Below are 12,866 nucleotides of genomic sequence, written 5' to 3'. Positions count from 1 at the left end.
TCCGCCAGCCAATTCCCGGACGAACCGCCATGACCGGACCCAATCCCGACATCAAGCACCCGATCCCGATGCACACGCGCGTCGGCTTCCTCAAGGCGCTGGTGAGCGCGCCCAACATCGAGATCGGCGACTTCACCTATTATGACGATCCGGAAGGGCCGGATAAATTCGCCGAGAAATGCGTGCTGCACCACTATTCCTTCATCGGCGACAGGCTGATCATCGGTAAGTTCTGCGCCATCGCCGAAGGTGCCCGCTTCATCATGAACGGCGCCAACCACGCCATGTCCGGTTTTTCGACCTATCCGTTCAACATTTTCGGCCATGGCTGGGAAAAGGGTTTCGACCCCGTCACATGGTCGAAGGAGGTGCGCGGCGACACGGTGGTCGGCAACGATGTCTGGATCGGCATGGAGGCAGTGATCCTGCCGGGGGTGCAAATCGGACATGGCGCCATCGTTGCGGCGAAGTCCGTGGTCACGCACGACGTGCGGCCCTATGCCATCGTCGCCGGCAACGCGGCCAAGGTCGTCAAGATGCGTTTCGACGACAGGACGATCCGGCGGCTGCTGGCGGTGGCTTGGTGGGATTGGCCGGTGGACAAGATCAGCCGCAACCTCGATGCCATCAGGGGCGCCGATATTTCTCTTCTGGAGACAGCAGCTTGAACGCTCAATACAGCACCACGATCGGCACGGACCTGTTTACCCGCGGGTGGATCTTCATCCGCGGTGTGCCCGCCATGAAGTTCCTGCCGCCGGAAGGGCCGCCGGAAATCGCCTTTGCCGGCCGCTCCAACGTCGGCAAGTCGTCGCTGATCAACGCTCTGGTCAACCAGAAGGGCCTGGCGCGCACCTCCAACACGCCAGGGCGCACGCAGGAACTCAATTATTTCGTGCCGGACGGATTTTCGGGGGAGGGCGCCGACCTGCCGCCAATGGCATTGGTCGACATGCCGGGCTACGGCTATGCCACCGCGCCCAAGGAAAAGGTCGACGATTGGACGAAGCTGGTCTTCGACTATCTCAAGGGCCGTGTCACGCTGAAGCGGGTTTATGTGCTGATCGACGCCCGCCACGGCATCAAAGCCAAGGACGACGAGGTGCTGTCGCTGCTCGACAAGGCGGCGGTTTCGTACCAGGTCGTGCTGACCAAGACCGACAAGATCAAGGCCGCCGGCGTGCCGCGGCTGATTGAGGAGACGCTTGCCAAGATCAAGAAGCGACCGGCGGCGTTTCCTTTCGTGCTGGCGACGTCATCGGAAAAGGCCGAGGGCCTGGAGGAGCTGCGCGCCGCGATCGTGCTCGCGGCCAATGGCGGCTAGCGGCACAAAAAGCCGGGTTAAGCCTTCGCCTCCAGGGCGATCATCTTGTGGCTTTCCTCCGCGGCAAGCATTTCGGTGCCATAGGCCTTCAGGAACATGTCGACGCCCGACCTGACGATATGGTCGATTTCGTCCTGGTTCGGAGCCTTGGCGCGATAGGCGAAGATGCACTGCCGGAAAAGACCGGCCAGGCAGAGTTCTGTGAACTGATAGGCGGCAAGGTCGACATCGTCGATCTTGAGCAGGCCACGGTCGATGGCGGCCTTGAGGAAGGTCACGACCTTGTCGTGGCCGCGTTTGGGGCCGCGTTCGTAAAACCGCGCGCCCATGTCGGGTATCCTGTCGGAGGCGCCGATCACCGTGCGCTGGGCCTGGATGACCTTGGCCGAGGTGATCTTCATGGACAGGACCTTGCCGAATTTCACCAGCGTCTCGCGCAGGTCGTCGGCACGGTCGAGCACGTCATACATGTTCTTGAAGATCGTGCCGCGCTCTTCCTCGATCAGCGCCTCGAACAGCTCTTCCTTGTTGGCGAAGTAGACATAGATGGTGCCTTTCGAAACGCCGGCTTCCCGCGTGATGTCGTTCATCGAGGCCGCCTCGAAGCCCTTGTCGATAAAGACCCGGCGGGCGCCATCGATGATCTGGCTGCGCTTGACCGGATCCTGTCCGGCTGCCGGGCGGCCGCGGCGCAAGCCGTCCAGCAGGTCGCCGCAATTGTCGTTTTCGACGTCGGGCGTTGTGTCGGCCATTAAAGTCACACCTCGAAAATAATTCGAACCAAGCGGTTCGATTGCCTCTTGATATGGTCCTCTTTAGGCGCTATGTCAACGGCCGGATCGAACCGAACGGTTCAGTATTATAACTTAGAGAGATGTCATGTCCTCGAACGCGCCGTCCACCGCCGAAGTCCGTCCTTTCCCCAACGCCAAGGTCGCCCCGGCGACGGAAGCACCGGAAGTTCCCGTCCACCCAGTCGCCGCGCCGCCTCTGGCGGAAACTCCGGCGAAGAAGAAGCGTTCCGTGCGCTCTTTCCTGCTGCCGATCATCGGCGTCGCACTGCTCGGCGCCGGCGCCTGGTACGGCTACGATTACTGGACCACCGGCCGTTTCATGATTTCGACCGACGACGCCTATGTCCAGGCCGACATGGCTTTCATTTCGCCCAAGATCTCCGGCTATGTCGATCAGGTCAAGGTCAGCGAGAACCAGCAGGTCAAGGCCGGCGATCCCCTGCTGACGGTCGATGACGGTGATTACAAAATAGCGGTCGCCCAGGCCGAGGCGCAGATCGCCACGCTGGCCAGGACGCTCGATCGCATCGATGCGCAGACCAAGGCGGCGCAGGCCTCCTTGCAGCAGGCGCAGGCCGCCAAGACCGCCGACCAGGCCGCGGCGGCCAATGCCGCGCGCGCCCAGCAGCGCGCCGCGCAACTGCTCAAGACCCATGTCGGTACGCAGGCGCAACTCGACGACGCCCAGACGGCGCTCGACCAGGCCAACGCCGCTCTCGTCGGCGCCGACGCGCAGATCGCCGCAGCACAAGCCAATATCGGCGTGCTGGAGGCGCAGCGCGCTGAATCGGCAAGCACGCTGGCATCCTTGCAGCTCAACCGCGACAAGGCCGCGCGCGACCTTTCCTTCACTGTGCTCAAGGCGCCCTATGACGGCGTCGTCGGCAACCGTTCCGTCGAGCAGGGCGACCTCGTGAGCCCCGGCCAGAAGCTCGCCGTCATCGTCCCGATGAACAAGCTCTACATCGTCGCCAACTTCAAGGAGACCCAGCTTGCCCGGCTGGTGCCCGGCGAAAAGGTCAGGATTTCGGTCGATGCCATCGACGGCGAGCCCATCGAGGGCACCGTCTCCTCGCTGGCGCCGGCCTCGGGTGCCGTGTTCTCGCTGCTGCCGCCGGAAAACGCCACCGGCAACTTCACCAAAGTGGTGCAGCGCGTCCCGGTCCGCATCGACGTGCCGGCCGATGCCCTGAAGAGCGGCAGGCTGCGCGCCGGCTTGAGCGTCGTTGTCGCCGTCGACAGCCGCACCGCGCCGGCCGCGACCAACTGAGCGCGCTCCGGGGAGCAACGCCATGGCTACCGCAACCCTGACCGCAGGAGCGCCGCCGGCGAGGCCGGCTGTGCCTGACACCATCTCGACGCGGCGCGTCATAGCCTTCCTGGCGATGGTGTTCGGCATGTTCATGGCCATCCTGGACATCCAGATCGTCTCGGCCTCGCTGGCCGAGATCCAGGCTGGCCTGAGCGCCAGTTCCGACGAGATCCCTTGGGTGCAGACGGCCTATCTGATTGCCGAGGTGGTCATGATCCCCCTGTCCGGCTTTCTCAGCCGGATGCTGTCGACGCGCGTTCTGTTCACAATTTCGGCGGCGGGTTTTACCGCCGCCAGCGCGCTCGCTGCGACCGCTACCAACATCGACCAGATGATCGTCTATCGCGCCATCCAGGGCTTTATCGGCGGCGGCATGATCCCCAGCGTCTTCGCGGCCGCCTTCACCATCTTCCCGCCGTCGCGCCGTGCCGTCGTGTCGCCGATGATCGGCCTGGTGGCCACCCTGGCGCCGACCATCGGCCCGACCGTCGGCGGCTATATCAGCCACGCAATGTCCTGGCACTGGCTGTTCCTCGTCAATGTCGTGCCTGGCATCCTGGTGACGACGGCGGCCTGGTCGCTGATCGACTTCGACAAGCCCAACCTCAAGCTGTTCTCGAAGTTCGACTGGTGGGGCCTTGCCGGCATGGCGGCGTTCCTCGGCTGCATGGAATATGTGCTGGAGGAAGGCCCGAACAATGATTGGCTGCAGGATCAGGCGGTGTTCATCTGTGCCGTCGTCATGACCTTCGGCGCGGTGCTGTTCTTCTGGCGGGTGTTCACCGCCGAGGAGCCGATCGTCGATCTCAAGGCGTTCAGCAATATCAACTTCGCCTTCGGCTCGCTGTTCTCCTTCGTGATCGGCATCGGCCTCTACGGCCTCACCTATCTCTACCCCGTGTTCCTCGGGCGCATCCGCGGCTACGATTCGATGATGATCGGCGAGGCGCTGTTCGTCAGCGGCCTGGCGATGTTCTTCACCGCGCCGGTCTCGGGCATCCTGTCGAACAAGATGGACCCGCGCCTGATGATGATGATCGGCTTCTTCGGCTTTGCCACCGGAACATGGTGGATGACGCACCTGACCGCCGACTGGGATTTCTACGAGCTGCTCATCCCGCAGATCCTGCGCGGCTGTTCGATGATGCTGTGCATGGTGCCGATCAACAACATCGCGCTCGGCACGCTGCCGCCCGAGCGGCTGAAGAATGCATCGGGCCTGTTCAACCTGACCCGCAATCTCGGCGGTGCCGTCGGCCTCGCCCTGATCAACACGGTGCTGATCGACCGCAACGCCTTCCACTATGCAAGGCTCTCCGAGCACGTGCAGTGGGGAAGTGCGGCCGCGCAGCAGAAGCTTCAGAACATGACGCTCAATTTCGAGCAGACCGCCGGCCTGGATGCGGCCAGCGCGGCGATCTCGAAATTGTCGGGCATGGTCCAGCAGCAGGCGGCGCTGCTGTCCTTCATGGACGTGTTCTACATGCTGACGGTGCTGTTCGCGACGCTTGGCCTGTTCACCATGATGATCAGCAAACCGGCGGCCGCCGGCGGTGGTGGCGGCGGGCACTGACACCAGGGCAATACCGGAGAAACGATTTGCGTCCTGAATCGCGCTGGAAGCAAGGAAACACGGGCAGCCGTTTCGGGAAGCTCCTCCAGTCCACGCCCGAAATGACTGACCGCTAAAAAACTCCGGGTCGCAAGCCCGGAGTTTTTTCATATCGCGGCCGCATGGTCTCAGGCGGTGGCGGGCTTGAAGCTCAGCGCCACGCCGTTGATGCAGTGACGCAGCCCGGTCGGCGGCGGGCCGTCGTCGAAGACATGGCCCAGATGGCCGCCGCAGCGGCGGCAGTGGACTTCGGTGCGAGTCATGCCGAGCGACCGGTCCTGCGTCTTGCCGACGGCGTTGGCGATCTCCTGCCAGAAACTCGGCCAGCCGGTGCCGGAATCGAACTTCGTCTCGGAGGAGTAAACCGGCAGGTCGCAGCCGGCGCAGGCGAAGACGCCCTTGCGGTGCTCGTTGAGCAATGGGCTGGTGCCGGGATATTCGGTGCCTTCCTTGCGCAGCACGTCGAAGGCCGCGGGAGACAGGATCGCGCGCCATTCGGCATCGGTCTTGGTGACTTCGAAGGTCTCCGCCGCACGTGCATCCTGCGATCCGCCCATGCGCAGCAGAGATGCCGTGCCGGCGACCACGCCGATGGCGGCGGCGCCGCTCAAGAGAAAGTCGCGACGGTTCATGGCCAATCCTCCTGCTATCTGTTTGCCACATTCAACGCTCGGCTGAAAATCAAAAGCCGTTGAGGGCCGAACGTTACCCGCACCAGCCTCCTGGATGGAGCCACAGTGCGGAGCGGACGCCTGCCGGCGCAACGCGTGTACGAAGTCGCGCACCGGCAGGAGAGCCTTGCTGCCTGTTCGCCGGCAGCGAGCCGTATGTTACATCTTCGGCAAAAGAACCTTGTCGATGACGTGGATGACGCCATTGGACTGCCTGACGTCGGCAATCGTCACATGGGCGACATTGCCGTTCTCGTCCGTGACGGTGACCTTGCCCTTATCGGCCTTGAGCGTCAGCTCGCAGCCGCCGGCGGTCTTGACTACATGCGCGCCGCCATCGGCCTTGGCCATCTTGGCGACGTCGGCGGCCATCGCTTTCGCCGCGATCACATGGCAGGTCAGGACCTTGGTCAGCTTGTCCTTGTTCTCGGGCTTGAGCAGCGTTTCGACCGTGCCGGCCGGAAGTGCTGCAAAGGCCTCGTTGGTGGGAGCGAAGACGGTGAAGGGCCCGGCGCCCTGCAGCGTGTCGACCAGGCCCGCTGCCTTGACGGCAGCGACCAGCGTCGTGTGGTCCTTCGAATTGACGGCGTTCTCGATGATGTTCTTCTTGGCGTACATGGGTGCGCCCCCGACCATCGGATTGGCGGCATAGGCGATGGTGCCGAGCGCTGAGAGGCCGATCGTACCGGCGAGCAAAAGGGTGGCGAATTTACGCATGATGTAAGTCTCCTCGGGTTGTTTTCCCCATCATTGGGAACGCGAGGAGATACGGGCCATGAAAAACTTAGTTTCGCTTTCTATGAAAGAATTCTTTTCTTCCGAATGAGGTCCAGTGATTTCGGTGGATAGGCTGATCCAACCGCGGGAATTTGGTCCGCGGTTATCCTTGCAAAAATAGACTTCACTATTTTGTAAGGCGACGGTCCGGGCGGGGAGCCATCAGATGCCCTTCAGGTCGCCTGCCGCGACCACCGGTCCCGTCGGCTGGCCGGTCGGCGAACCGCCTGAAGGCTCGAGGCTGACCGCCAGCACGGCGCCCTGCGCAAGTTTCTGCTGCACGGCCGGCGAAACCGCCACATGCGCAGCCTTCCCGGCCGGGATGACGCCCATCGAAACCGGCGCGTTCTTGCCCACGATCACCCACAGTTCGAAGTCCTTGCCGGAGGCCCGCTCACCGGAAACGTGCGACAGGCCGACTTCATGATGCGCCGCGTCATAGACGACGAGGTATCTGACGTCGCTGCCTTCGGCGGCCAGCGAGGCGACAAGCTGTGGTTGTTGGAGCGGCGGGTTGATGAAAGGCAAGGCGATGTAGATCGCCAGCGCCGCGATGGCGGCGGCGGCAAGGCCGCGCCAGAAGGCAAGGCTCGACCATAGGCCGGCGCGAGGCTGCGAGGCGAACAGCCGGCGATCGATCGCCTCCTTGACCCTGATCGGAGGTTCTGTCCCGGGATAGGCGACGGCCAAGGGCGAAAAATGGGCCTCCCAGGCATCGACAAGCCGAGCGAATGCGGCGTCGCCATCGATGCGGCGGGACGCGATCTGGCGTTCTTCCGCTGTCAGGACGCCAAGCACGTATTCGGCGGCGAACAGGTCGTCGCCTCCACGTTCCGGTCCGTCGTCGTCTACCAGCGTCATCTTTCCAGACACTCTCTGAGCTTCAGCAGGCTGCGTCGCAGCCAGGTTCGCATCGTGTTCAGCGGCACGCCGTGGCGCTCCGCCAGTTCGGCATAACTCTCGCCGTTCAGATAGGCGCCCCGGACAGCCGCTGCCCGGCCCTTTTCCAATTCCTCGAGACAACGGTGGATGCGCTCGGACTCGCCACCTGCCACGGTCATGGCCTCCGGTCCCGGCGCCGGATCGGCCACATCGAGCGCGGCATCGATGTAGGCGGCAGGTTCCCGCCGCGCCCTGATACGATCGATCGCATGGTTGCGCGCGATGGCCACCAGCCAGGAAATCGGGCTTAGATCCGAGACGGCGAAACGGTCCGCCTTCGTCCATATCTTGACGAAGACTTCCTGAAGCGCCTCTTCGGCATCTCCCCGGTCCTTCAATACACGAAGGCAGACACCGAAAAGTTTCGCGCTGGTCTGCCGGTACAGCAGATCGAACGAAGCCCGGTCCTTCATCGAAGTCCGGACAATCAGATTGCTGATCTCCTGTGGCGTCATGTCGGCAAATTAGGGGATTGCGATGTATTTGCAACGGCGCAAATTTCCGTGCACCCAAAGCTTTCCGCACCGCGCCGCACTCGTTCATCGCTCGATTGCCAACGGATTGGCCGCTGGTTACCTTGCCTGGATCGGGGGAGTGCGCATGTCGGTCGAACGAGTGCTGTGGGAAGAAGACGCCACCGGCCTTGCCACGTTGGTGCGCAAGGGCGAGGTTTCGCCGGTCGAACTGGTCGACGCGGCGATCGCGCGCGCCGAGGCCAGCCGGCCTGAAATCAATGCCACGGCCGAGACACTCTACGATGCGGCGCGCAGCCGGGCGAAGGGCATCGATCATTCCCTACCGCTGGCCGGCGTGCCCTTCGCCGTCAAGGATCTCGGCATCGCCATCAAGGGCGTGCCGTCGCATGGCGGCAGCCGCATCCCCGCCTGGATGCCCGAGGTCAGTTCGGTGCTGACCGAACGCTATCTCGCCGCCGGACTGATACCCATCGTCACCTCGACATCGCCCGAACACGGGCTGCGGCTGATGACCGAATCAAAAGCCTTCGGCATCACCCGCAATCCCTGGAACACCGGCCACACCAGCGGCGGCTCGTCCGGCGGCGCTGCGGCACTGGTCGCCGCCGGCGCCGTGCCGGTGGCGCATGCCTCCGATGGCGGCGGCTCGATCCGCGTGCCTTCTGCCTGCACCGGGCTGGTCGGCCTCAAGACCTCGCGCGGCCGCGTTCCGCTGTCGCCATCGGTGAGCGAAAGCTGGTACGGCATGGTGGTCGACCATGCCGTCACCCGCTCGGTGCGAGATTGCGCCCTGCTGCTTGACCTCACCCATGGCCCCGACCCGCTCGCGCCCTATGCCGCGCCGCCGCCGAAGGGTGCGTTCGCCGCGGCTGCCGCGCGCGATCCCGGCAAGCTCAAGCTCGCAATGTACCGGAACTCTCCGCTCGGCCTGCCGATTTCGGCCGAGACGCTGAATGCGCTCGATACCGCGGTGGCGCTCGCCCACGAGGGCGGCCACAGCGTCGAGGAAATCGATTTGCCCTCCATCGGTCGCGATTTCTTCGCCGATTTCTGCAGAACGGTTGCCTCGGCTGTCGCAGGCATGTTGCGGGCCGAGGCGGTGCGCGTCGGCCGCACCGTCACCGGCGACATCGAGCGCGCGACGCGGGTGCTCGGCCGACTGGGCGAAATGGTCTCGGCCGGCGAGACCTATGCCGGCTTGCAGCGGCTGCATGCCGCCTCGCGGCAACTGATTGCGGAGACGGCGCGTTACGACGCCGTGCTGATGCCTGTTATCGCCCACCCGCCGCTCGCTTGCGGTGCGATGGACCCGAAGGGTGCCGACGAGCTCATCGAGAATATGCTCGACAAGCTTCGCCTCACGGCGCTGCTCAGGATCGAACCGCTGTTCGGCCAGTTGATGGACAAGAGCCTGTGGTTCACTCACTGGCCGGCGATCCAGAATGTCAGCGGCCAGCCTTCCATCGCGCTCCCTGTTTACGTCACCGAAGCCGGCCTGCCGCTCGGCGTCCAGGCCGCGGGCCGCCCCGGTGACGAGGAGACGCTTTTGTCCCTGGCCGCGCAGATGGAGAAGATCTCCGGTTGGCTTGGCCGCAGGGCGCCGCTTATGGTGCCTTAAGTGATGACGAGGTCGTGAGCCGCCCGAATATGACAGCAAAGCCGTTTGCGGCCCGCGTCAATTCCCGCTAAGACGCCGCCGTCTTTACCTGATGCATGTCGCCAAAAATGCGCAGCGGTTTTGGGGCAACGACAGGCATGAAATCAAAAGCCAGGGAACCACGCCGATGACGGACATCGCCGCCACCGCCGAAATGCAGGCCGCCCTGCTGTCGCGGGCGCTGCCCTACATGCAGCGCTACGAGAACAAGACGGTGGTGGTGAAATATGGCGGCCACGCCATGGGCGACAGCGAACTCGGCAAAGCCTTCGCGCGCGACATCGCGCTGTTGAAACAGTCCGGCGTCAACCCGATCGTCGTCCATGGCGGCGGGCCGCAGATCGGCGCCATGCTCAACAAGATGGGCATTGAATCCAAATTCGAGGGCGGCCTGCGCGTCACCGACCAGAAGACGGTCGAGATCGTCGAGATGGTGCTGGCGGGCTCTATCAACAAGGAGATCGTCGCACTCATCAACGCCGAGGGCGAATGGGCGATCGGCCTGTGCGGCAAGGACGGCAACATGGTGTTCGCCGAAAAGGCGCGCAAGACCATGATCGACCCGGACTCCAACATCGAGCGCGTGCTCGATCTCGGCTTCGTCGGCGAGCCGGTCGAGGTCGACCGCACGCTGCTCGACCTTCTGGCGCGCTCCGAGATGATCCCGGTGCTGGCACCTGTGGCGCCCGGCCGCGATGGTCACACCTACAACATCAATGCCGATACCTTCGCCGGCGCCATCGCCGGCGCCTGCAAGGCCTCGCGTCTTCTGTTCCTCACCGATGTGCCGGGCGTGCTCGACAAGGACAAGAAGCTGATCGACGAGCTGACGGTCGCCGAGGCCAAGGCGCTGATCAAGGACGGCACGGTGTCGGGCGGCATGATCCCGAAGGTCGAGACCTGCATCGAGGCGATCGAGCGCGGCGTCGAAGGCGTCGTCATCCTCAACGGCAAGACGCCGCATTCGGTGCTGCTTGAACTGTTCACCGAGCACGGCGCCGGCACGCTGATCGTGCCCTGATATTTGTGGGCTGCCGCGCCCGGCGCTAGTCCGGCAGAGCGGCGATCGCCACGATCTCGATGACGAGATCGGGATGCGCAAGTGCGGCAACCCCGATTACCTCCGAGGGCGGCGGATTGTTGTAGCTGCAGTGTTTCGGGCAGTGCGCGGCAAAGAATTCGTCCATGACGTCTAGCCGGAAATTGGGGGAACTCAGAACGCCGCCGTCCGGAAACGGTCCTTTGACATATTGGGTGATCTTGACGAGATGCTCGAGCGAGCTGCCAAGCTCCTCCAGGTCCGATTTGATGGTCGTCAAAATGGAGCGCCATTGCGTCGCCGCGTCCCCGACAGCGCCACCTTTGCCCGTCGACGGGTCGTAATTTTCGGCCGTGCCCGTATTGCCGGCGAGAAAGACATAGCCCCTGGCGCCGCTGACGACGGTGCCTTTTCCCCAAGGCATCAGCCGGCCCTCTTTCGTCTTTTTATGGGTGACAAGCTGCATCTCTTCCTCCTGCCGGACACCTCTGCTTCCAGGAAGTAGCGCGCAGCCTGATAACGGCCAGCGTGAAAAAGTCAGGCGCGGTGCGAATGCATGGCCGCGAGCACGGCAGGTTTCCATGCCGTCCGTTCGAACACCACCGATTGCTCTTCCGCGTCTGTGGCGCGCTCCGGAAATCGGCCATCTTTCATCCGGCCATCGCGCGTCAGAAATCCCCAGACTCGCGGACCAGAGCCGCCGTCCATCTCCGTATACCAGCGCATGGAGAACGAGCTTCATGGCGGGACCGCTTCATGGGTGATCCGCCCATGCTGGCCGGCGCCATCACCGCCGCAGATGTCCGAGCGGCACGTGGCCGGGTCCCTTGATGTTCTGCAGCACGAGCTGCGTGTGGACGTCGCGCACACCGTCGAGCCGCATCAGCCGGTGCATGACGAAGGCGTTGAGTTCGTCGACCGACGGCACCATGACATGCAGCAGGAAGTCGTGGTCGCCGGTCATCGTCCAGCAGGATGATACCTCGTCCATGCGCTGGACCGCGGCGATGAAGCTCTCGGGCGAACCGTCGCTGTGGCTGACCAGCCGCACCTGGATGAACACCTCGACCGTCAGGCCGACGGCACGGCGGCTGAGCACGGCGGCAAAGCCCTTGATGATGCCGGCCTCCTGCAGCGCCTCGAAGCGCCGCGCGCAAGGTGTCGTCGACAGGCCGATCTCCTGCGCCAGTTCGGAGACCGGCTTGCGTCCGTCGCGCTGGAGGATATCGAGCATCTTGATCTCGAAATCGTCGAATTGAGGCATTTTCACTCCGCTATGGCATATTCCGAGTGGATGTTATCCAAAAATCCTCATTCCGGCCATCACCGAAACCGATTTGCCTCCGCAAGTCCGGTTAACTTCGGGCACATCCGGAATTCAAGATTGGCGAGGAGAAAACCATGACGACAATGAGCGTTGCCGAATATGCCCGCGACTGCGCGGCTCAAGGGTTGCGCGGCGACTACTCGGTCTGCCGTGCCGATTTCACCGTGGCGCAAGGCTATGACTACAGCGCCGAGGAACAGGCGGTCTGGCGCACACTGTGCGACCGCCAGACGAAACTGACGCGCAAGCTCGCCCACCATTCCTATCTCGACGGCGTCGACAAGCTCGGCCTGCTCGACCGCATCCCGGACTTCGACGAAGTCAGTGCCAAGTTGCGTAAGCTGACTGGCTGGGAGATCGTCGCCGTGCCAGGGCTCATCCCGGCCGCGCCCTTCTTCGACCATCTCGCCAGCCGCCGTTTCCCCGTCACCAACTGGCTGCGGACGCAGCAGGAGCTCGACTACATCGTCGAACCCGACATGTTCCATGATTTCTTCGGACATGTGCCTGTGCTGTCGCAGCCGGTCTTCGCCGACTTCATGCAGATGTATGGCCAGAAGGCCGGCGACATCATCGCGCTGGGCGGCGACGAAATGATCAGCCGGCTCTACTGGTACACGGCCGAATACGGCCTCATGCAGGAGAGTGGTCAGCCGCTGAAGGCCTTCGGCGCCGGCCTGATGTCATCCTTCACGGAGTTGCAGTTCGCGGTCGAAAGCAAGGATGCGCACCATGCGCCTTTCGACCTGGAAACGGTGATGCGCACGGGCTACGAAATCGACAAGTTCCAGCGCGTCTATTTCGTGCTGCCGTCCTTCGACGCGCTGCGCGACACATTCCAGACCGCCGATTTCGCGGCGATCGTCGCTCGCCGCATGGGCGAGCCCGCACTCGACCCGGCGACTGTGTAGCCGGATTTGGATGGGCAGGGGCGA

15 protein-coding genes are annotated in these 12,866 nt (G+C 63.6%); 7 read left to right on the top strand and 8 right to left on the bottom strand.

Annotated features, from left to right (window positions below):
* Nucleotides 1–29 precede the first annotated feature (29 nt).
* Nucleotides 30–668, top strand: a complete 639-nt coding sequence (locus FJ973_RS01125) for a CatB-related O-acetyltransferase (RefSeq protein WP_140524238.1) — start codon at nucleotides 30–32, stop codon at nucleotides 666–668.
* Nucleotides 665–1,324: a ribosome biogenesis GTP-binding protein YihA/YsxC gene (gene yihA / locus FJ973_RS01120; protein ID WP_140491494.1), complete on the top strand. Its 660-nt coding sequence runs from the start codon at nucleotides 665–667 to the stop codon at nucleotides 1,322–1,324. The genes FJ973_RS01125 and yihA overlap by 4 nt, the downstream gene beginning before the upstream one ends.
* A 17-nt stretch (nucleotides 1,325–1,341) precedes the next feature.
* Here yihA and FJ973_RS01115 read toward each other — a convergent pair whose 3' ends face one another.
* On the bottom strand, nucleotides 1,342–2,076 hold the full coding sequence (locus tag FJ973_RS01115; RefSeq protein WP_140491491.1) for a TetR/AcrR family transcriptional regulator: 735 nt from the start codon (nucleotides 2,074–2,076) through the stop codon (nucleotides 1,342–1,344).
* 127 nt (nucleotides 2,077–2,203) lie between these two features.
* Between FJ973_RS01115 and FJ973_RS01110 the strand changes: the two genes are divergently transcribed.
* Both FJ973_RS01110 and FJ973_RS01105 read left to right on the top strand, forming a co-directional pair.
* Nucleotides 2,204–3,388 carry an HlyD family secretion protein gene (locus FJ973_RS01110; RefSeq protein ID WP_140554639.1) on the top strand — a complete coding sequence of 395 codons (1,185 nt, stop codon included), beginning with the start codon at nucleotides 2,204–2,206 and terminating at the stop codon, nucleotides 3,386–3,388.
* A 22-nt stretch (nucleotides 3,389–3,410) separates the two neighbouring features.
* A complete protein-coding gene (locus FJ973_RS01105) occupies nucleotides 3,411–5,003 on the top strand; it encodes a DHA2 family efflux MFS transporter permease subunit (protein WP_140554638.1) in 1,593 nt (530 codons plus the stop codon).
* A gap of 167 nt (nucleotides 5,004–5,170) precedes the next feature.
* Here the strand turns inward: FJ973_RS01105 and msrB are convergent, their stop codons facing one another.
* The 4 genes from msrB to FJ973_RS01085 all read right to left on the bottom strand — a co-directional run bounded on the left by msrB (nucleotide 5,171) and on the right by FJ973_RS01085 (nucleotide 7,887).
* Nucleotides 5,171–5,674, bottom strand: coding sequence for a peptide-methionine (R)-S-oxide reductase MsrB (gene msrB, locus FJ973_RS01100; protein WP_140491485.1), 504 nt, complete (start codon nucleotides 5,672–5,674; stop codon nucleotides 5,171–5,173).
* Between the two features lie 198 nt (nucleotides 5,675–5,872).
* The gene (locus FJ973_RS01095; protein ID WP_140491483.1) at nucleotides 5,873–6,430 is read right to left on the bottom strand and encodes a fasciclin domain-containing protein; all 558 of its coding nucleotides are present in this window, start codon (nucleotides 6,428–6,430) and stop codon (nucleotides 5,873–5,875) included.
* A gap of 222 nt (nucleotides 6,431–6,652) precedes the next feature.
* Nucleotides 6,653–7,351: an anti-sigma factor gene (locus tag FJ973_RS01090; protein ID WP_140524237.1), complete on the bottom strand. Its 699-nt coding sequence runs from the start codon at nucleotides 7,349–7,351 to the stop codon at nucleotides 6,653–6,655.
* Complete coding sequence (locus tag FJ973_RS01085) at nucleotides 7,348–7,887, bottom strand: sigma-70 family RNA polymerase sigma factor (protein WP_140554637.1); 540 nt, start codon at nucleotides 7,885–7,887, stop codon at nucleotides 7,348–7,350. The genes FJ973_RS01090 and FJ973_RS01085 overlap by 4 nt, the downstream gene beginning before the upstream one ends.
* A gap of 145 nt (nucleotides 7,888–8,032) precedes the next feature.
* Between FJ973_RS01085 and FJ973_RS01080 the strand changes: the two genes are divergently transcribed.
* Together FJ973_RS01080 and argB are read left to right on the top strand one after the other, a co-directional pair.
* Nucleotides 8,033–9,526, top strand: a complete 1,494-nt coding sequence (locus FJ973_RS01080) for an amidase (RefSeq protein ID WP_140554636.1) — start codon at nucleotides 8,033–8,035, stop codon at nucleotides 9,524–9,526.
* Nucleotides 9,527–9,692: 166 nt separating this feature from the next.
* Complete coding sequence (gene argB / locus FJ973_RS01075; RefSeq protein ID WP_140491474.1) at nucleotides 9,693–10,586, top strand: acetylglutamate kinase; 894 nt, start codon at nucleotides 9,693–9,695, stop codon at nucleotides 10,584–10,586.
* Nucleotides 10,587–10,611: 25 nt separating this feature from the next.
* On the opposite strand, the gene FJ973_RS01070 is transcribed toward argB, so the two are convergent.
* The 3 genes from FJ973_RS01070 to FJ973_RS01060 form a co-directional block, all read right to left on the bottom strand.
* Nucleotides 10,612–11,070 (bottom strand): RidA family protein, encoded by a 459-nt coding sequence (locus FJ973_RS01070; RefSeq protein ID WP_140554635.1) that lies wholly within the window; start codon nucleotides 11,068–11,070, stop codon nucleotides 10,612–10,614.
* Nucleotides 11,071–11,141: 71 nt separating this feature from the next.
* Nucleotides 11,142–11,330 carry a hypothetical protein gene (locus FJ973_RS31130; protein WP_140554634.1) on the bottom strand — a complete coding sequence of 63 codons (189 nt, stop codon included), beginning with the start codon at nucleotides 11,328–11,330 and terminating at the stop codon, nucleotides 11,142–11,144.
* Nucleotides 11,331–11,391: 61 nt separating this feature from the next.
* A complete protein-coding gene (locus FJ973_RS01060; RefSeq protein WP_140491470.1) occupies nucleotides 11,392–11,868 on the bottom strand; it encodes an Lrp/AsnC family transcriptional regulator in 477 nt (158 codons plus the stop codon).
* A gap of 137 nt (nucleotides 11,869–12,005) precedes the next feature.
* Here FJ973_RS01060 and phhA point away from each other — a divergent pair, with 137 nt between their 5' ends.
* The gene (phhA, locus tag FJ973_RS01055) at nucleotides 12,006–12,842 is read left to right on the top strand and encodes a phenylalanine 4-monooxygenase (protein ID WP_140514307.1); all 837 of its coding nucleotides are present in this window, start codon (nucleotides 12,006–12,008) and stop codon (nucleotides 12,840–12,842) included.
* The last annotated feature ends 24 nt before the right edge of the window (nucleotides 12,843–12,866 follow it).

It is taken from the genome of Mesorhizobium sp. B2-1-3, from assembly GCF_006442495.1.
GTDB lineage: Bacteria > Pseudomonadota > Alphaproteobacteria > Rhizobiales > Rhizobiaceae > Mesorhizobium.
This window is presented reverse-complemented; position numbering and strand designations above follow the sequence as displayed.

Bases quoted from the DNA above. Each gene is read 5' to 3' on its own strand.
- FJ973_RS01060 (WP_140491470.1), bottom strand. From the start codon at position 11,868: ATGCCTCAATTCGACGATTTCGAGATCAAGATGCTCGATATCCTCCAG.
- FJ973_RS01090 (WP_140524237.1), bottom strand. From the start codon at position 7,351: ATGACGCTGGTAGACGACGACGGACCGGAACGTGGAGGCGACGACCTG.
- msrB (WP_140491485.1), bottom strand. From the start codon at position 5,674: ATGAACCGTCGCGACTTTCTCTTGAGCGGCGCCGCCGCCATCGGCGTG.
- FJ973_RS01115 (WP_140491491.1), bottom strand. From the start codon at position 2,076: ATGGCCGACACAACGCCCGACGTCGAAAACGACAATTGCGGCGACCTG.
- FJ973_RS01095 (WP_140491483.1), bottom strand. From the start codon at position 6,430: ATGCGTAAATTCGCCACCCTTTTGCTCGCCGGTACGATCGGCCTCTCA.
- FJ973_RS01080 (WP_140554636.1), top strand. From the start codon at position 8,033: ATGTCGGTCGAACGAGTGCTGTGGGAAGAAGACGCCACCGGCCTTGCC.
- FJ973_RS01110 (WP_140554639.1), top strand. From the start codon at position 2,204: ATGTCCTCGAACGCGCCGTCCACCGCCGAAGTCCGTCCTTTCCCCAAC.
- FJ973_RS01070 (WP_140554635.1), bottom strand. From the start codon at position 11,070: ATGCAGCTTGTCACCCATAAAAAGACGAAAGAGGGCCGGCTGATGCCT.
- FJ973_RS31130 (WP_140554634.1), bottom strand. From the start codon at position 11,330: ATGCGCTGGTATACGGAGATGGACGGCGGCTCTGGTCCGCGAGTCTGG.
- argB (WP_140491474.1), top strand. From the start codon at position 9,693: ATGACGGACATCGCCGCCACCGCCGAAATGCAGGCCGCCCTGCTGTCG.
- FJ973_RS01125 (WP_140524238.1), top strand. From the start codon at position 30: ATGACCGGACCCAATCCCGACATCAAGCACCCGATCCCGATGCACACG.
- FJ973_RS01085 (WP_140554637.1), bottom strand. From the start codon at position 7,887: ATGACGCCACAGGAGATCAGCAATCTGATTGTCCGGACTTCGATGAAG.
- phhA (WP_140514307.1), top strand. From the start codon at position 12,006: ATGACGACAATGAGCGTTGCCGAATATGCCCGCGACTGCGCGGCTCAA.
- FJ973_RS01105 (WP_140554638.1), top strand. From the start codon at position 3,411: ATGGCTACCGCAACCCTGACCGCAGGAGCGCCGCCGGCGAGGCCGGCT.